General features: G+C 29.7%; 21 protein-coding genes. 16 read left to right on the top strand and 5 right to left on the bottom strand.

Annotated elements, in window-relative coordinates; translation table 11 throughout:
• The first annotated feature begins 173 nt into the window (after positions 1–173).
• From LFT63_RS10820 to LFT63_RS10750, 15 genes are all read left to right on the top strand, one after another.
• On the top strand, positions 174–566 hold the full coding sequence (locus LFT63_RS10820; RefSeq protein WP_017636362.1) for a hypothetical protein: 393 nt from the start codon (positions 174–176) through the stop codon (positions 564–566).
• A gap of 94 nt (positions 567–660) precedes the next feature.
• Entirely contained in the window at positions 661–786 is a 126-nt protein-coding gene (locus tag LFT63_RS10815; protein WP_017636361.1) for a hypothetical protein, read from the top strand.
• A gap of 148 nt (positions 787–934) precedes the next feature.
• The gene (locus tag LFT63_RS10810; RefSeq protein WP_017636360.1) at positions 935–1,348 is read left to right on the top strand and encodes a DUF1934 domain-containing protein; all 414 of its coding nucleotides are present in this window, start codon (positions 935–937) and stop codon (positions 1,346–1,348) included.
• Positions 1,348–3,009: an arginine--tRNA ligase gene (gene argS, locus LFT63_RS10805; protein ID WP_340769137.1), complete on the top strand. Its 1,662-nt coding sequence runs from the start codon at positions 1,348–1,350 to the stop codon at positions 3,007–3,009. Before LFT63_RS10810 ends, argS begins: the two co-directional genes overlap by 1 nt.
• A 90-nt stretch (positions 3,010–3,099) precedes the next feature.
• On the top strand, positions 3,100–3,732 hold the full coding sequence (locus LFT63_RS10800) for an endonuclease III domain-containing protein (protein ID WP_017636358.1): 633 nt from the start codon (positions 3,100–3,102) through the stop codon (positions 3,730–3,732).
• 177 nt (positions 3,733–3,909) lie between these two features.
• On the top strand, positions 3,910–4,422 hold the full coding sequence (locus LFT63_RS10795) for a DUF805 domain-containing protein (protein ID WP_017636357.1): 513 nt from the start codon (positions 3,910–3,912) through the stop codon (positions 4,420–4,422).
• Positions 4,423–4,424: 2 nt separating this feature from the next.
• Positions 4,425–4,934: a DUF805 domain-containing protein gene (locus LFT63_RS10790; protein WP_154827479.1), complete on the top strand. Its 510-nt coding sequence runs from the start codon at positions 4,425–4,427 to the stop codon at positions 4,932–4,934.
• 215 nt (positions 4,935–5,149) lie between these two features.
• Positions 5,150–6,496 carry an MATE family efflux transporter gene (locus LFT63_RS10785; protein ID WP_340769132.1) on the top strand — a complete coding sequence of 449 codons (1,347 nt, stop codon included), beginning with the start codon at positions 5,150–5,152 and terminating at the stop codon, positions 6,494–6,496.
• Positions 6,497–6,804: 308 nt separating this feature from the next.
• Positions 6,805–7,701 (top strand): ABC transporter substrate-binding protein, encoded by an 897-nt coding sequence (locus LFT63_RS10780; protein WP_029056397.1) that lies wholly within the window; start codon positions 6,805–6,807, stop codon positions 7,699–7,701.
• 148 nt (positions 7,702–7,849) lie between these two features.
• Positions 7,850–8,800, top strand: coding sequence for a FecCD family ABC transporter permease (locus LFT63_RS10775; RefSeq protein WP_340769128.1), 951 nt, complete (start codon positions 7,850–7,852; stop codon positions 8,798–8,800).
• A 52-nt stretch (positions 8,801–8,852) separates the two neighbouring features.
• Positions 8,853–9,575, top strand: coding sequence for an HAD family hydrolase (locus LFT63_RS10770; RefSeq protein ID WP_029056399.1), 723 nt, complete (start codon positions 8,853–8,855; stop codon positions 9,573–9,575).
• A complete protein-coding gene (locus LFT63_RS10765) occupies positions 9,559–10,347 on the top strand; it encodes an alpha/beta fold hydrolase (RefSeq protein ID WP_072291860.1) in 789 nt (262 codons plus the stop codon). Before LFT63_RS10770 ends, LFT63_RS10765 begins: the two co-directional genes overlap by 17 nt.
• A 155-nt stretch (positions 10,348–10,502) precedes the next feature.
• A complete protein-coding gene (locus tag LFT63_RS10760) occupies positions 10,503–11,009 on the top strand; it encodes an SA0570 family protein (protein ID WP_017636350.1) in 507 nt (168 codons plus the stop codon).
• A 373-nt stretch (positions 11,010–11,382) separates the two neighbouring features.
• On the top strand, positions 11,383–12,099 hold the full coding sequence (locus LFT63_RS10755) for a hypothetical protein (RefSeq protein ID WP_070452627.1): 717 nt from the start codon (positions 11,383–11,385) through the stop codon (positions 12,097–12,099).
• A 381-nt stretch (positions 12,100–12,480) separates the two neighbouring features.
• A complete protein-coding gene (locus tag LFT63_RS10750) occupies positions 12,481–13,284 on the top strand; it encodes an alpha/beta fold hydrolase (RefSeq protein ID WP_029056402.1) in 804 nt (267 codons plus the stop codon).
• Positions 13,285–13,504: 220 nt separating this feature from the next.
• Here LFT63_RS10750 and sarA read toward each other — a convergent pair whose 3' ends face one another.
• From sarA to sroA, 5 genes are all read right to left on the bottom strand, one after another.
• Positions 13,505–13,879: a global transcriptional regulator SarA gene (gene sarA / locus LFT63_RS10745; RefSeq protein WP_340769125.1), complete on the bottom strand. Its 375-nt coding sequence runs from the start codon at positions 13,877–13,879 to the stop codon at positions 13,505–13,507.
• Positions 13,880–14,232: 353 nt separating this feature from the next.
• A complete protein-coding gene (locus LFT63_RS10740) occupies positions 14,233–15,195 on the bottom strand; it encodes an efflux RND transporter periplasmic adaptor subunit (RefSeq protein ID WP_340769124.1) in 963 nt (320 codons plus the stop codon).
• 140 nt (positions 15,196–15,335) lie between these two features.
• Positions 15,336–16,265 (bottom strand): DMT family transporter, encoded by a 930-nt coding sequence (locus LFT63_RS10735; protein WP_017637184.1) that lies wholly within the window; start codon positions 16,263–16,265, stop codon positions 15,336–15,338.
• Between the two features lie 188 nt (positions 16,266–16,453).
• Positions 16,454–16,675 (bottom strand): DUF2922 domain-containing protein, encoded by a 222-nt coding sequence (locus tag LFT63_RS10730; RefSeq protein WP_017637185.1) that lies wholly within the window; start codon positions 16,673–16,675, stop codon positions 16,454–16,456.
• Between the two features lie 10 nt (positions 16,676–16,685).
• The gene (gene sroA, locus LFT63_RS10725) at positions 16,686–16,892 is read right to left on the bottom strand and encodes a sigS mRNA-stabilizing protein SroA (protein ID WP_017637186.1); all 207 of its coding nucleotides are present in this window, start codon (positions 16,890–16,892) and stop codon (positions 16,686–16,688) included.
• 141 nt (positions 16,893–17,033) lie between these two features.
• On the opposite strand from sroA, the gene LFT63_RS10720 reads away from it, so the two are divergent.
• Positions 17,034–17,591, top strand: a complete 558-nt coding sequence (locus tag LFT63_RS10720; protein ID WP_017637187.1) for a tyrosine-type recombinase/integrase — start codon at positions 17,034–17,036, stop codon at positions 17,589–17,591.
• Positions 17,592–17,608: the final 17 nt, after the last annotated feature.

Raw genomic sequence — 17,608 nt, 5'->3', positions numbered from 1 at the left:
TTTTACCAATTGCTTTTAAGATAAATCATATGAAGTAGAATTGTTAAATTTAGTAAGAAAATAAAATACAGCTATAAATTCAGCCATTCATTTTGAAAAAGAATGAATGGCTATTATTATAGGAAAGTTTAATGATTTTTAATGAATTAAAAATTGATATAGGGGATGAGACCATGCAATTTAAATTAAAAGAAGATGAACTAATCGATTATTTAGAACTAAAATATCCTGAGTTAAATTTTGTTAAAGGTAGATTTTTAGTAGGACAACATAAGCAAGAAGACTTACATGTGTATTATTTAGGAGAAGATACGTTTGCATGTGTCACTATTGCATTTAAAACTTTTGAAATTAAAGATGCTGATATTTTAGATTATGCACCTGTTATAGAGATAAGACTTAAAGATGGTATGTTATTTAGAAAAATGCGAATTGTAACTGAAGCGGGCGTTTTAAAATATGGTACATCTAAAGTGTTGTTAAGTGACTTTCAAAAAGAAAACTATGACAAGTTTATAGATGGAAATAAAGAAAAAGTGATTTATAAAGAAGGAGCGTTCCAATAGTTATCATTTCAGTAGTGGGGTATATTTACACATACATATAAAAATGATAATATAAAAAATAAATAATTAATATTATAGAGTATGAGGTATAGATATGAATAAATTAATATTCATTACAACATTGAGTTTCGGCATCGTATATTTCTATAAATATCAAATGGAAAAATATAAGTATCAAAGTGATATTGTTGATATTGAATCAGTAGAAGATTTGATTTAAGTATACTTGTTTTACTTTAAGTGGGTGAACTAATTATAGTTTGCTCATTTTTTGTTTTTTAAATATTTTAAATAGGCCAATACTACAAGCAATAGGGCAATTATGCTATAATATCATGTATTATTGTGTAGAATAAGGGAGTAGTAAATTGGAAAATAATGTAAAAATTCAAACGAAACAAATAATTAAACAGAACGGCGATAAAGAGAAGTTTGATTTTACTACTGAGGGATCATGGCACAAGCGTCAGTCTCACATCATTAGATATAACGAAAATATAGATGATGCCAAAGTGAATGTAACGATTAAGATAGAGGACGACGGCGTAAAATTGATCCGTAAAGGCGACATTAATATGAACTTTCATTTTGTAGAAGGTGCGGAAACAACGACCCTTTACGATATACCAGCTGGACGTATTCCATTAAATGTTAAAACGTTAAGTATTCTACATTTTGTAACACCAGATGGTGGTAAACTGAAAGTACATTACGAACTATATCAAAATGAAGAAAAAATGGGTTCATACCAATATGAAATAAATTATAAGGAGTTAGGCTAATGAATATTATCGATAAAGTAAAGCAGACGCTTATTCAAGAAATAGAAGCAAGTATTAAAAAAGCTGAATTAGCAGAAGATATTCCAGAAATTAAAATTGAAATACCTAAAGATGTAAAGAATGGAGATTATTCAACAAATATCGCAATGGTATTAACTAAAATTGCTAAACGTAACCCAAGAGACATTGCTCAAGCGATTGTCGACAACTTAGATGCTAGTAAAGCACATGTTAAACAAATTGATATTGCAGGACCTGGATTTATTAATTTCTATCTAGACAATCAATACTTAACTGACATCATTCCAGAAGCAATCCAAAAAGGACATCAATTTGGGAATGCAGAAACATCTAAAAACAAAAATATTTTACTTGAATATGTATCAGCCAACCCAACTGGTGATTTACATATCGGTCATGCACGAAATGCGGCTGTTGGTGACACGCTAGCTAATATTTTAATTGCAGCTGGATATAATGTCACACGTGAATATTATATTAATGATGCTGGTAATCAAATTTCTAATCTTGCGCGCTCTATCGAAACACGTTTCTTTGAGGCGTTAGGTGATAACAGTCATGAAATGCCTGAAGATGGATATAACGGCAAAGATATTATTGAAATTGGTAAAGATTTAGCTGATAAACAACCAGAAATTAAAGATTATAGCGATGAAGAACGTTTGAAGACATTTAGACAGCTAGGTGTCGATTATGAAATGTCTAAATTGAAAAAAGATTTATCAGATTTCCATACTCATTTTGATAGTTGGTTTAGCGAAACATCTCTTTATGAAAAAGGAGAAATTAAAGAAGTATTAGCTAAAATGAATGAATTAGGCTATACCTATGAAGCAGATGGTGCGACTTGGTTACGTACATCTGACTTTAAAGATGACAAAGATAGAGTTTTAATTAAAAAAGATGGCAATTACACTTATTTCTTACCTGACATTGCCTATCATTTTGATAAAGTTCAACGTGGAAATGATATTTTAATCGATTTAATGGGTGCTGACCATCACGGTTATATTAATCGTTTGAAAGCGTCACTTGAAACTTTTGGTGTAGACAGTGACCGATTAGAAATTCAAATCATGCAAATGGTACGTTTAATGCAAAATGGTGAAGAAGTTAAAATGAGTAAACGTACAGGCAACGCGATTACTTTACGCGAAATTATGGATGAAGTTGGTGTGGATGCTGCGCGTTACTTCTTAACTATGCGTAGCCCAGATACACACTTTGATTTTGATATGGAATTAGCAAAAGAACAATCTCAAGACAATCCAGTGTATTATGCACAATATGCGCATGCTCGTATTTGTTCTATCTTGAAACAAGCTAAAGATCAAAGTATTGAGGTTAGTACTGATGTTGATTTTTCAAAAATTACTAATGACAAAGCAATTGAATTATTGAAAAAAGTAGCTGAATTTGAAACTACGATTGAAAGTGCTGCAGAATCAAGAGCACCACATCGTATGACTAATTACATTCAAGATTTAGCTTCTCATTTCCATAAATTCTATAATGCTGAAAAAGTACTTACAGATGACATTGAAAAAACAAAAGCACATGTTGCATTAATAGAAGCGGTAAGAATAACATTAAATAATGCTTTAGCATTAGTTGGTGTGTCAGCTCCAGAAACAATGTAGTAAATAGTATAAAACAAATTGTCTCAAATACCCTTATAGCTGCGGTTATAGGGGTATTTTTAATATAAAGAACTAGAAAGTGGTGAAAAATTGTTACACACACAAGAGTTATATGACATTCTATATCAAAATATGGGGCCTCAACATTGGTGGCCTGCCGCCAGTGAAATAGAAATGATGTTAGGAGCAATACTCGTCCAAAATACAAATTGGAAAAATGCAGACTTAGCCTTAACATCTTTAAAACATGAGACAAATTTTAATCCACAACACATTTTAGATATACCACTAGAAGACTTACAACAAATCATTAAATCGAGTGGATTCTATAAAAATAAAGGGAAGGCTATACATGCTTTATTATCATGGTTAAATGATTATCAATTTAATTATGAGGCTATTGTTTCAAAATTTGGAGACGATTTGAGAAAGGAATTATTAAAAATTAGAGGCGTCGGCAGTGAAACGGCTGACGTATTAATAGTTTACATTTTTGGTGGAATAGAATTTATTCCAGATAGTTATACGAGACGTTTGTATGCCAAATTAGGATATTCTAATACTGATAGTTATGATAAGTTTAAAAAAGAAATTCAATTACCAAGTACTTTTACGAATCAAGATGCTAATGAATTTCATGCTTTGTTAGATAACTTTGGAAAGAACTACTTCAATATTAAAAATGGCACACATTATACCTTTTTAGATCCGTATTTTGAATAAAATATTGTATATAAAGAATTATGATAAGTATTGGTATTCTTTGATTTTGTGAACTTTAATCATATAATAATCATTTTAAAATTAATCATAACTATAAATTACTATTATTTTGAAAACGTTTGAAAAACAATATATAAATTATATAATAGGAGATAAGAAAAAATAGGAGAAATGATTATGATTAATGCATATAAAAAGTTTTGGCAATATGCTTTTACGTGTGAAGGACGGACACGACGCAAAGATTTTTGGTTAGGTGCTTTATTAAATATTATTTGTTTAATAATCATGGCGATTATTGCTGCATTAGTTTTTGCACATATGGAAAATGGTAAAGTTTTATACGATATTGTGTTTTATATATTTTATGTTGTGCTGGCAATACCTATGTTTTCGATATCAGTGAGACGATTTCATGATATAGGTAAAGGAAAAACAATACCAATCATCTATTTGGTTTTAACATTACTATCCCCTATATATCAGATTAGTGAGGATTATAAATGGATTTCTCAAATTTCTGATTCAAATGTAGCATTATTAATAATTATAGCTATTGTCTCAATAATTCTTGCAATAGCATCTATTGTCATTTCAATTATGGCTCTAGTTTACTGTGTTAAGGATAGTGAAGAAGGAACGAATCAGTATGGTCCCAACCCTAAAAAAGTTAAAAATAAAGGAGATTAATTATGATTAATGCATTCAAAAAATCTTGGCAAAACGCCTTGATATTAGAAGGACGAACTCGAAGAAAAGATTTCTGGTGGGCCTTGTTACTTAATACTATTTTAATGGCTATTTTAACATTATTATTTGATTTTTTATCAAATATAACAGGAAGTTTTGGTATTGTTTTCGACATTATAGATTATATAGTGGCTATCATCTTTTATATAGTAATTTTCACATTATCAGTAAGACGATTTCATGATATTGGCAGAGGCATGACGATACCAGTTATTATGTTAGTTATATCAATAATTTCTTTAAGTAACGAAATTATAAAAGAATATCACCTAGATAGTCAGTTAGATATAAATAATCATATTTTAATAGGGATAATTAGCATAATTGCATTAATATATTTCATATTTTTAATTGCTATCTCACTTATTTGTTTAGCTTATTGCATACAAGACAGTGAAAAAGGAACAAACCAATATGGACCTAATCCTAAAGGTGAGACAACTCAATCTTAAATAAATACTAATTTTTTAAAACTGTGTTACGAGCTTTGTAGCTTATAATACAGTTTTATTTTGTATAAACTCATCAGCAACTATAAATTAATTCTTAAAAAAGGGGACTTATATTTACAAATTGACATTATCCTAGTGAATAAGTAAGATAAAAAAGTTATAATCAAATGATAATACGAGTCGCTTGTTTAATTACTATGAATGAGGGTGGTTTCATGCCAAGTAATCAACGAGATTTTACACATGGTAATATATTTAAATCTTTATTCTTTTTCTCAGGACCAATCATGATTACAAACCTTCTTCAATCTTCGTTTCAGATTATTGCGAGTTTATGGGTGGGTAATTTATTAGGTGCACATGCTTTAGGTGCAGTTGCAATTTCAACGACGATTTTACTTACAATGCTTTCTTTTATTATTGGTCTCAATAACGCAGTATTAACGATATTGTCTCAATTTTTCGGTAAAAAAGATTATCAAGGTTTAAAACAATATTTGAATGCCTTTGTTGTTGTTATGACAACGATGGCAATTATTTTTGGTGCCCTTGGATTTATCTTTTCAAAGCAATTATTATTATTGATGGGAACACCGGAGTCTTTATTAGGACAAGCTAATACCTATTTACAAATAAGCTTTTTAGGTATTTTATTCTTATTCGGATATAATTTTGTAAATACAGTGTCACGTGCGCTTGGAGATAGTAAAACACCGATGCGTATCGTTTTTCTAGCTGTTGTACTCAATGCTTTTTTAGCGCCATTATTTATAGGTGGATTTCAGTTAGGCATAGCGGGTGCGGCACTTTCAACAGTTGTATCTCAAGGTCTAGCGTTTATTTATAGTTTATATCATTCAATGAAACACGAATTAGTTCCTTTCACCATTCCTAAAGTACCTTCTATAGAACAAGTGTTATTAATATTAAAATTAGGGATACCAGCCGGTCTACAAATGGCTGTTATTCAAGGCGGTAATGCAGCTATTTTAAGTGTAGTGACTCAATTTGGTGGAGATACTGTAGCTGGTTTTAGTGCATCTCAAAGATTAGATAGTTTAATCATGTTACCGGCAATGGCACTTGGAACGGCGGTAAATAGTATGGCAGGTCAAAATATTGGTGTTGGTGATTGGAAAAGAGTTAGACAAATTGCCAAAGTATCTGCATTATATAATTTCATGATTATGACTACGATTGCATTAATTGTTATTTTAGTTGCAGATGTTGCAATTAGATTCTTTATTCAAGATCCTGAAGCCGTTAATTTTGGGAGTCATTACTTGAGAATTGTAGCGCTTTGTTATCCATTCTTAGGCTTAAATTTTGTGTTTAATGGTATTGTGAGAGCATCAGGAGCCATGTATCAAGTGTTGATTTTAAATATCATCTCATTCTGGATACTAAGATTTCCATTAACTGAGCTTTTTTCAAAAATGTTTGGTCAAAATGGTATTGCTATAGGTATGGGAATTGGTTTTATTATAAGTAGTATCTTTGCAGTCTCATATTATCAATTTGGAAAATGGGATCAAAAAGTCATTACTGAAGAAAATAAGTAATAGATTAAAACAAAGAGGTCGGGACAAAAGCGCTTAGGATTTGAGCAGAACCGAACGATGAGCAAAATTGTTTCTCAAATTTTGTCGAATCGTGAGAGCTTCTGCCGAAAATCCTGCTTTTGGGACGCCGTTAATCGGTTTCCCAGAGCACAAAAACTTTATGTCTCAACCTCATTTTTGTTTAAAATCGATGTAAAAATAAATTATATTTTGAAAAAATGAAAAACCTAATGAAATTTGTATAGAATTTGATATGATTAAAAGAAAGATTATACATATAAAAATTAAACTGAATGGAATGAGAATATATGAAACGTCATTTGTGGATAGTCATGATAGCTACAATTTTAATTCTAGCAGGTTGCAGTCAAGGTAATGATTCTAAATCATCTAATAATAAAGATAAACAAGCTTCTGATGGAAAATCACCATATCATCGAATCGTTTCGCTAATGCCAAGCAACACAGAAATACTATATGAACTTGGTTTAGGAGACAATGTAGTAGGTGTATCTACAGTGGATGATTACCCTAAAAATGTTAAAAAAGGGAAAAAGCAATTTGATTCAATGAACTTAAATAAAGAAGCGTTATTAAAAGCAAAACCTGATTTAATACTTGCGCACGAATCACAAAAATCATCATCTGGAAAAGTATTAGATTCACTAAAAAAAGACGGGATTAAGGTCGTCTATGTGAAAGATGCTCAATCAATTGATGAAACATACGATACATTTAAATCTATAGGAAAGTTAACGCATAAAGAAAAACAAGCGAATCAATTAGTCAAAGAAACGAAAGACAATGTAAATAAAGTAGTGCAATCTATTCCAAAGCATCATAAAAAACAAAATGTATTTATTGAAGTATCATCAAAACCAGATATTTACACAGCAGGTCAGCATACTTTCTTTAATGATATGTTAAACAAACTTCAAGCTAAAAACAGCTTTAATGATATTGAAGGTTGGAAATCTGTAAGCAAAGAAAGCATTATAAAGCACAATCCAGATATATTTATTTCAACTGAAGGAATGTCACAATCTGATTATAAAAAAATCATAGAAAAACGTGGTGGATTCGATAAAACGAATGGGGTAAAACACAATCGCATTGAAACAGTAAATGGTGACGAAATATCACGACCAGGACCTAGAATTGATGATGGATTAAAAGAATTAAGAGACGCTATTTATAAAAAATAATATAAATTTAAAAGTACTAGCAGAAACATGTCAGGCCTATAAGTAAAGTTTTTAGATAGGTAGGTAACTTGAATGGCTAGTACTTTTTTTATTTAAAATTTGTTATGATGAGCACGATATCTATATTGTAAATAGGAAAGAGAATAAAATGAAAAAGTTGAAAACAATTTTAATATGGACATTATTATTAATAGTGATTACTTTAATAAGTTTGGTATGGCAAATTGGTGATTTATCAGATCCATTTAATCAAACTATTTTATTGAAAGTTAGATTACCAAGAGGGATGGAAGCTGTACTTACGGGAGCAACTTTAACTTTAGCAGGTCAAATGTTTCAGACTGTACTTAATAATCCATTAGCTGATAGTTTTACGTTGGGGTTAGCAAGTGGAGCAACATTTGGTTCAGGTTTAGCACTTTTTCTTGGTTTAAGTTTCTTGTGGATTCCTTTTTTCTCTATTGGCTTTAGTCTTATTACACTTGTAATAGTGTTAGGACTAACTATGGCATTATCTCACGGGTATCCTGTGCGAGTTTTAGTACTCATTGGTTTGATGATAGGTGCCTTATTTAATGCTTTATTATATATTTTGATTTTAATTAAGCCACAAAAATTAAATTCAGTAGCCAACTATTTATTTGGAGGATTTGCCTCTGCTGAAATTGAAAATAATATAGTGATAGCTATCGTATTAATTGTAGCTATTGTATGTTTATCCTTATTAATCCGTTCTATTAAATTATTGCAACTGGGTGAATTGAAGGGGCAGTCTTTAGGTTTAAATGTTCAACGTATTACATTTATAGTACTTACTATAGCTTCAATTATAACGGCAGTTGTCGTAGCCTATGTGGGCATTATCGGCTTCATAGGTATGATTGTGCCTCAATTAGTCCGTCGTTATTATTGGCGTTTTGAGTTAGGAATACAGATGATTTTGAATACAATCATTGGGGCTACTGTTATGATAATGGCAGATTTCATAGGAAGTACGGTTATTCATCCAATACAAATACCAGCCAGTATAGTCATGGCATTACTAGGTATACCAGTATTATGTTATATATTATTATCTCAATATAAAGTATTACGCTAATCCTATTCATTTGCTAAAATAGGAATTAATAAACTATGAAGAGGTTACTAAGATGGATTTGAGTCATATAAAAGCAATTGTCTTTGATTTAGAGGGGACATTGCTAGATCGAGTAAAATCACGTGAGAAATTTATAGAAGAACAATATGAAAGATTTCATGATTATTTTGTCCATGTACAGCTCGCTGATTTTAAAAATAAATTTATCGAGTTAGATGATGATGAAGATAATGATAAACCGGATTTGTATAAAGAAATTATAAAGCAATTTCATATTGATAGATTAACTTGGAAAGATTTATTTAATGACTTTGAGATGCATTTCTATCGTTATGTCTTTCCTTATTATGACACGTTATACACTTTGGAGAGATTGTCTAATGCTGACTATCTTATTGGTGTTATAGCTAATGGGAAATCAAAAATAAAGCAATTCAGATTACATTCTTTAGGTATTATGCATGTGATTAATTACTTATCTACTTCTGAAACAGTAGGTTATCGAAAACCCCATCCAAAAATATTTGAAGATATGATTGATCAACTAGATGTTAAAGCAGAGGAGATTATGTATGTCGGAGACGATGCTTTAAATGATGTCGCACCTGCACGTGCCATGGGAATGGTAAGTGTATGGTATAAACAAGAATATGCTGAAATAGAGCCTCTTAAAGAAGAAGTAGATTTTACAATTACAACAATCGAAGAATTATTAGATATATTACCGAAAAACTTTAACTTAGAAGGAGAACAATCTAATGGATTTATTTACTAGAAATGATGGAACAACATTACACTACAATACGTTAGGCGAGGGTTATCCTGTAGTGCTTGTTCATACAGCATACGATAATTATTCTGTTTTTAATAATTTGGCTAAAAAGCTTGCTAAATCATTTCAAGTGGTGTTGATCGATTTAAGAGGGCATGGATACTCTGATAAGCCTAGAAACATAATATTTAAAGAGTTTTCAGATGACATTATCGCATTATTAGATTACATATACATAGACCAAGCTGCATTTATTGGCCATGAACTAGCTACTATGATTATATCTGATTTGGCTGTAAGATATCCTGACTATGTTTCTTCATTAACTTTAGTTAATCCTACATCTGTTGAGGGAGAATTACCTGAAGAACGATTATTTAGAAAATATGCTCATAAAATACGTAATTGGAATGATGAGGAACAGTCTAAATTTTTAAATAATAAAAAATATTACAAACCACGTAAAATGAATAAATTTTTAAAACATGTAGAAGATACGAATGCTATTTCAACAAAAGAGGAAATACAAGCTATCGAAGAGGTATTTAAATCTAAGGGTATTGCTGAGGTATTTTCAGAAGTAGAGGCACCGACGCTAATTATTGCTGGAGAATATGGAGAAAGAACAACTACATTAGAAGCGAAAGAAGTATTAGATTTAATAGTACACGGAGAATTTTTAGTGTATAGTGCTTCTAGTTTATATCCATTTGTAGAAGAAGAACATAAGTTTATTGATGATGTATCCACATTTATCAAGCAACACATACGTTGATAAACAATATAAACATTGGATTAATGAAGGGTTTGTGTAAGACTTTAGAATGAAATCTGTAATGTTTTTGTAATATTATTGTCATTTTAGTAATATTTATAGTATACTAACAATAAGCACAAGAAAGAGATATTGATAAAAAGGAGCGTGTGCTTATGAAAAAGCTAATGGCATCATTACTTGTTTCAGGTCTAGTTGTCACAGGAGTAAACGTTAATCACGTTGAAGCAGCAACTGGAAATTCACTTCAAACCGTTCAACAAATCACTCAAGGCGATCAATCATTAGAAAATGTTAAAATAGGCGAGTCTATTCAAAGTGTTTTAAATAAATATAGTCATCCAATTTATTCTTATAATGAAAATGGATCAGAACACTATTATGAATTTAGAACACATAAAGGCGTTCTATTAGTTACAGCAGATGGCAAAAAAGATAAAGGTCACGTGACACGTGTATCTATGACTTATAATAAAGCTGACGGACCAACATATAAATCAGTTAAACAAAATGTAAGCCCTAGTGCTGTAAGCCGTGTACATTATAATAAAGTAACTGGTAACTTTGGTTATATCCAAGATAAAAATGCAAGCTATCAATTTAGCTCAAATTCACCTAAAGATAAAAATGTAAAACTTTATAGAGTGGATTTAGGTAAATAAAATAGCGTTTAAAATAGCTAATAACCGATAAACATATTCATAAATGATATACATGTCATAAAGTTAGGAACTTAGTTCAACTTTAAAGGTGTACATCAATATTTTGAATATATGTTTGTCGGTTATTTTGTGTTTTGAATAAATAAAATTAGTTTATTTTATCTAGGATAAACTTAACCATTAGTATAAAATTAAATTTAAGTGTAAAGAAATCACGAAAATATTATGTTACAATGCTATATTGATAGTAATTAAAGCGTGTTTAATATTTTAAAATTTATGTATAGAGTGAAAATAGTATGCTTAAGTTTTCTTCTTAAGTAGTTTATCGAATAAAATGAACATCAAGAAAGTGTTATTAAAGGAGCTTAATATGAGGGTAAATGATAAAGTTTTACTTGAAAATATCAATGACTATTTCAGTCATAAAGGTATGTCGCCTAATCTAATTGATGATATAAAAGAAAAGTTTCGTGTAGATATCCAAAAGTCAGAAGCCAAAGACCAAGATTATATAGAATATAGAGGTAAATCTCCAGCACAAATTATATTGATTATTCAACGTAATTTATTTGCTCTTGAACTTAATCCTATTATCTTTTTTATCATTAATTTTATTCTGATTTCTTATTTATATGATAAACAGTATGTTCAATTTCAGGCGATTACTGGTATCAGTCTATTTTATTGTTTAGTTATTTTTCCAATATCAATTTGGATTTATGTCAGAATTAATAAAAAGAACTATCTCTACAGTAACCGGTTTGAAATGATATTTGGATTTATTATAGCAGCAATTGCGATTATACTCATTACGATGCAAGGTTTCCATTTTAATTGGTCGATTATTCCAATATCAATATATGGTCATCAATTTGTTTTCTTTGTCGGAATTGTTTTAGCTATAATCGGAATTTATTTTAGAAAATTAGAATTTACTGGTTTGGGATTGCTAGTTTGTCAAAAAACGATTGATGCTATGGTTTCAAATCCAGATGTTGCACAAATATTTTCATTAGTCATTTGGATTTTATTAGTGATATTAATTATTTACTGCACTATTAAATTATCAGAACGTACAAAAAGTTAATAAATCTATATTAAAGCCTTCATTAAGAAAAAGTCTTATGAAGGCTTTTCTTTATTTTATTTGAACACTAAATGTAGCCTGAGACATTGTTTTATGTCCCAGGCTCGTACATTTAAATGAAAAAATGTAACAAGAAATTTATAAGGTTAAAGTAAGTTGAATACTATCTAATCATCATTGCGGGGGCAACACTAAGAAATCAGAGATTTCAGAGTTGCGCCCTAAGAAGTTCTAAGTAATAAAATTACTAAGTTGCAGAGGAACGCCTGAGCTAAAGCTCATGCATAAGAAGTTCTAAACAATAAATTGTTAAGAACTTCTAAATATTGGCGTAAAGATATTTTCAAATGGGTATAGTAATTACTAAAGGGAGGTGCCACTATGGATAAAGTTCAATTAAGCAATGAAATTGAAATTGCTTATCGTGATGTAGGGCAAGGCATTCCCATCGTATTAATTCATGGATTAGATGGCAACTTAGCAGCATTTAAACAATTATCTGAACAATTAAGTGACCGCTATAGAGTCATAACTTATGATGTACGTGGTCATGGGAAATCGTCACGATGTGAAGTGTATGATTTAGAAGATCACATTGAAGACTTATATATGTTAATGGATCAATTAGACATAAGCTCGGCACATATTTTAGGACATGATATGGGCGGATTAATTGGAAAACGTTTCACCGAAAAATATCCTTTTAAAACCATTTCGTTAACTGCGATTTCTTCTAAAAGGGAGGATATTGCTCATGGTTTCACACAATTGATGGTGGATCATCAAGATTTAGTTGCTGGTTTTAATAAATCCGAAGCGTTGTTATTATTATTTCCATTTCTATTTAAAGAACAAGATAATACAATGAAATGGTTTCAAGATCAAAGAATGTATAGCAGACCTTCAGCAGAAGAAAGTGCTATAGCGATTAGAGCTCTGATATCTTCTAATGCAGAAGAACAAGAAGCTACACAGTTGGTTAACGTACCAACATTAATTATAAATGGTTTCTATGATCCGTTAATTAAAGATAAAATCAATTATTGTGTTGATGATCATTTTGAAAATATTACTAAAATGATATTCAATGAGTCAGGACATGCACCACATATTGAAGAGCCAGAAAAATTTATAAATGTATACTTAGATTTTATAAGTTCAATTGAACATTGGATATCAAAATAGTTTATTTATATAAGCAAAAAAGGTTACTTATCATGCTAAATCATGATAAGTAACCTTTTTAATGTCAGACACATTTTAATCATCTTCCAAACAATTCATCATTAAAAAATACCTATCTTTATCAAGATAGGTAAACAAAGTAGATACGTACATTAAAGTATATTAAGTTGGTAGCTAAAATATGCGTATCTTTTAATAAAGCTATACTTCAATACGAGACTTATACTTCGTTGTCGTCGTTTGCTTCTGTAATACGATCATTAACGCGTTTTAATAATTCATCAATTTTTTTACGTTGTTTAGTATTAACTAAGATTAATACAGTTCTTTCATCATGTTCGTTACGTTTTTTATCGAAATAATCTTCTTGTGATAAGTTTTTAACCGCTTTAACAACTTGTGGTTGTTTATAGTTTAAATGGTTAATAATATCTTTAAGGTAATATTCCTCTTCTTTGTGTTCGCTAATATAAGTTAAAACTGCGAATTCTTCAAAGCTAATTGAAAATTCTTTTTTGATAATACTTTTTAATTTGTCAGCATAAGTGACCATTGCTAGTAACTCGAAGCAATCATTTATTTTTGAAATAGCCATTACTGAAACCTCCCTATTTATATACACTTACATATACCTTTATAAGTGTCTTTACCCGATTTTATATATTTATATCTCTTTTTTGAAAAATATGAAGTGTCTGCCATAATTTAGTATTAAATTTATTTAAAGAAATATATTTAATGCTATATTATTTAGTTAATTATAACTAAATAAATTTAAGAAGTAAACAAATAAGTGTTTATAAAACTAATTATTGATTATGGTATAACATTTTTTCATATATATACCATTTTTCAATTACAAATTTATCATAACAAATTCAAATTTTCTGTAATTTAATAAAAAAACAACTGAAAAGTAAAGTTTTTGCAATAATTATTACAAATAAATTATTTATAAGAACTTTGTAGTGACTTTGAAGGTGCTTCAACGACCTTTTCATTTAACATTAACCCTTGTGTAACATTAATCATATTTTTTTGGTCTGTTAATTGATATGTAACTTGTCGTTTAACTAAACGATGACCTAATTGTACAAGTACATATTTATTATCAATTAATGCTGTTTTAGGGACGAGAATATCATTTGAGAAAAGTTTGATTTTAAAGTGTGTACCAATAGCGAAATGTTGTTGAGTTGATATTTCAATTTGGTACGTGGATTGGTTACTTTTAATTTGTTGTGGAATATCTGAGATATATTTTATTTTTCCTATAAAACTTTTTTTATCATTAGAATAGATTGAAATATCTTGATTAATTCTTAATTTATCTTTTTCGGATTCTGATATATTAGCACGGATGATGCGTTCATGGCTATTAATTTGCATTATTTTGTTGTTACTTTTTGAAGGTGATTGAGTAAATAAGTGTACCTTTCCAGAAGTTGGAGAATAAATGGTTGTACGGGTTTCAGATTTATCTTTAACAAATTGTGATGTCATTAAAGTTCTTTCAAGTAATTGTTGTTGTTGTTGAATCGATAACTTGGGAAATGCTTTTTGAATTTGGGAAAGGGTTAAATGTTGTTGTTGCTCAAGTTGTTTTTGTTTAGAGGGGTTAAAATATTCGAATAGGAGTGTATCTTTTTTGATACTTGATTGATGTTTAACTAAGAATTGGTTGATGTAACCAAGTTGATCATTATAGTAAATGTTAAAACTTTTGACTGCTTCTTGAGTGCCTATTGTAGATAATAAAAGCTTATGTTTAACCTTTATAGTTTTGAATTGATTGGATTGAGATTGTTGTTGAGAAGAATGATAGAAGTAAAATCCAAAGTAGAGAGAAATAATTAACAATAGAATGGATAAAATAAAAATAGTTAGTTTTTTTAAATTCAATAAGTTCACCTCGTGGAAATAGATGGATATATTATACAATGCAATATTATATTGAGGTATATTGAAATTAAATTAGATTTTAATTTTGTATAAATTTATTGTTAATATGAATGAAATAAATAAAAATCGAGTTCATAAATAGAACTCGATTAGAATAAACGTAATAGTATAATGCCAATTGCGATACAGACTAATCCTATGCATTTACGAAGAGTGATCTTATTTTTAGGCGTACCTAGTAAACCAAAGTGGTCGATAATGACACCCATTAACATTTGACCTAGCATACCTACAATAGTTGTCAGAGCGGCACCTAGAAAAGGCATTAATACGATGTTTGAAGTGACAAATGCCATACCTAATACACCACCGACAAAATAAACAGGTTTAATTTGACCTAATTTTTCATGTGAACGATGTACTTTTAAACTTTTATGGAATATAAGAGTCAAAATCAATAAAGCGATAGTACCTATAGTGAACGAGACGAGGGAAGCAAAGAAAGAAGAATCAACTTCTTTAGCTAACGCACTATTAATTGTAGTTTGTATAGGAGGTGCGCAACCAAAAATAAATCCTACAATTAACCATATATATAAACGAGAATTAGATTTCCCCATTAATTTGTCTTTAGGTATTTGATTCATTAATAATATACCGATGAGTAATAATATAATTCCAACGGCTTTAAAAAGGGTGAATGATTGTTCATTTGCACCAAACAAACCTAACGTATCAATTGTGACACCCATGATAATCTGACCAGCCACAGTAATGACTACTGTAAGCGCAGCACCAAGTCTAGGTAATAATAATAAATTTCCTGTTAAGAAACATACACCTAATAAACCACCGATAAACCAATGATAATTGATGTCTTGATGAGTAAGGAAGCTTGGCGCCAACATTTGAGGATTAATGATTAAATTAAGAATAATTAAACATACTGTGCCAACACCGAAAGAAATTGTTGAAGCATAAAAAGAAGACTTCGTATATTGACTAAGTCTTGAATTCACTGAAGTCTGTATTGGGATTAACATACCTACAAAAATACCTAAAAAGTATAGAAAAGCCATATTGTGTGTCACTCATTTCTTATATAGTGAATTAATTATAACGGAAATAAGGGTTATATAAAATAGATGGCGTTAAATCATATAGAGAAATATGAGGTCATAATATTCATATTCTATGATAATAAAAAAACGCTTCTTACTGAATCATTGTTCAGTGAGAAGCGGTTTAAATATCAAATTGGCACTATCTATTTGTTTTCAAAAAGAATTTGAGTATTTTTAGTTACGATATACGCTGCATAGATTTTATTAATTGGGCCTTCAGTTGATTTTAAAATATCTAACTTTAATAACTGTTTCATACATTCTTTTGCAATTTGTTCAGTTATAGAGCTGTCATTTTCGGGTATTTGTAACTTAACAGGTTTGTCTAATTGATTTTTGAATACAAGATCTAATGTAGTCTTCATGTTAGTCCTCCTATACTAATGCTTGAGTTCTAATTGCTTCAACTTTATCGAATGATTCTCCAGTTAATCGTTCAATAATAGAAGAAAACGTTTTGATTTGTTCATCTGTAGCAGTGGGCTTTAAATTTGAAAAACGACGTTTGTGTTGAGTTGCTTTACCTTCTGAATCATAAGTGACACGTGTTAAAACAACTACAAGTTGGTTAACTTCATTCATTGTAATGACCTCCTTTCACTTTATATATCGAAAGTAAATTTTAAAAGGGACACTATTTATTAATTTATTTTTAAGCAAACTGCTTTAATGTTACATAAATATGATTTATCATTGAATAAGAAACTTTTTTCAGGAGGACGTATGAATCAAGTAGAACCTATTAGAAATACAGAAGACATACAAAAAATGTACACTATATTGCGATCTCGTTCACAAAGAGATTATTTATTATTTAAATTTGCGATACATACAGGTGTTAAGTTATGTGAATTATTAAATATGAAAGTCCATAGACTAAAGTCAGTTGAAAGTGGAAATATCAAATCAACTTGGATTGACAATGTTGACCCCTCTATACAAATTTTATTGCCCCCAGATTTAAGAAATGAGTTACAAGATTATATTAATCATTATCAAATTCAGGAAGATAAACTTATATTCCAATCATTAAGAACCGGTAAGGGATTATCTAGGCAACAAGCATATCGCATTATTCATAAGGCAGCTGAAGAATCTAATATACCGCATGTTGGGTTAACTACACTTAGAAAGACATTTGCCTATCACGCTTATCAATCAGGTATTTCCATTTCTATTATTCAAAAATATTTAGGACACCAAACAACGCATGAAACGATGAAGTTTATTGGTATTAAAGATAAAACTCATAATAATACTGTTATTGCGTTGAATTTATAAATTAAAAAGGAGGCTTT

Origin of the sequence: Staphylococcus sp. FSL H8-0121 (genome assembly GCF_038008425.1) — a bacterium.
In the GTDB taxonomy this organism is placed as follows: domain Bacteria; phylum Bacillota; class Bacilli; order Staphylococcales; family Staphylococcaceae; genus Staphylococcus; species Staphylococcus pasteuri.
Note: the sequence above shows the minus strand (reverse complement) of the source record. Positions and strands in the feature narration are given on the sequence as shown.

Excerpts from the sequence above, each read along its gene's own strand:
- LFT63_RS10820 (WP_017636362.1), top strand. The coding sequence starts at position 174 with ATGCAATTTAAATTAAAAGAAGATGAACTAATCGATTATTTAGAACTA.
- LFT63_RS10815 (WP_017636361.1), top strand. The coding sequence starts at position 661 with ATGAATAAATTAATATTCATTACAACATTGAGTTTCGGCATCGTATAT.
- argS (WP_340769137.1), top strand. The coding sequence starts at position 1,348 with ATGAATATTATCGATAAAGTAAAGCAGACGCTTATTCAAGAAATAGAA.
- LFT63_RS10795 (WP_017636357.1), top strand. The coding sequence starts at position 3,910 with ATGATTAATGCATATAAAAAGTTTTGGCAATATGCTTTTACGTGTGAA.
- LFT63_RS10790 (WP_154827479.1), top strand. The coding sequence starts at position 4,425 with ATGATTAATGCATTCAAAAAATCTTGGCAAAACGCCTTGATATTAGAA.
- LFT63_RS10785 (WP_340769132.1), top strand. The coding sequence starts at position 5,150 with ATGCCAAGTAATCAACGAGATTTTACACATGGTAATATATTTAAATCT.
- LFT63_RS10780 (WP_029056397.1), top strand. The coding sequence starts at position 6,805 with ATGAAACGTCATTTGTGGATAGTCATGATAGCTACAATTTTAATTCTA.
- LFT63_RS10775 (WP_340769128.1), top strand. The coding sequence starts at position 7,850 with ATGAAAAAGTTGAAAACAATTTTAATATGGACATTATTATTAATAGTG.
- LFT63_RS10770 (WP_029056399.1), top strand. The coding sequence starts at position 8,853 with ATGGATTTGAGTCATATAAAAGCAATTGTCTTTGATTTAGAGGGGACA.
- LFT63_RS10765 (WP_072291860.1), top strand. The coding sequence starts at position 9,559 with ATGGATTTATTTACTAGAAATGATGGAACAACATTACACTACAATACG.
- LFT63_RS10760 (WP_017636350.1), top strand. The coding sequence starts at position 10,503 with ATGAAAAAGCTAATGGCATCATTACTTGTTTCAGGTCTAGTTGTCACA.
- LFT63_RS10755 (WP_070452627.1), top strand. The coding sequence starts at position 11,383 with ATGAGGGTAAATGATAAAGTTTTACTTGAAAATATCAATGACTATTTC.
- LFT63_RS10750 (WP_029056402.1), top strand. The coding sequence starts at position 12,481 with ATGGATAAAGTTCAATTAAGCAATGAAATTGAAATTGCTTATCGTGAT.
- sarA (WP_340769125.1), bottom strand. The coding sequence starts at position 13,879 with ATGGCTATTTCAAAAATAAATGATTGCTTCGAGTTACTAGCAATGGTC.
- LFT63_RS10735 (WP_017637184.1), bottom strand. The coding sequence starts at position 16,265 with ATGGCTTTTCTATACTTTTTAGGTATTTTTGTAGGTATGTTAATCCCA.
- LFT63_RS10730 (WP_017637185.1), bottom strand. The coding sequence starts at position 16,675 with ATGAAGACTACATTAGATCTTGTATTCAAAAATCAATTAGACAAACCT.
- sroA (WP_017637186.1), bottom strand. The coding sequence starts at position 16,892 with ATGAATGAAGTTAACCAACTTGTAGTTGTTTTAACACGTGTCACTTAT.
- LFT63_RS10720 (WP_017637187.1), top strand. The coding sequence starts at position 17,034 with ATGAATCAAGTAGAACCTATTAGAAATACAGAAGACATACAAAAAATG.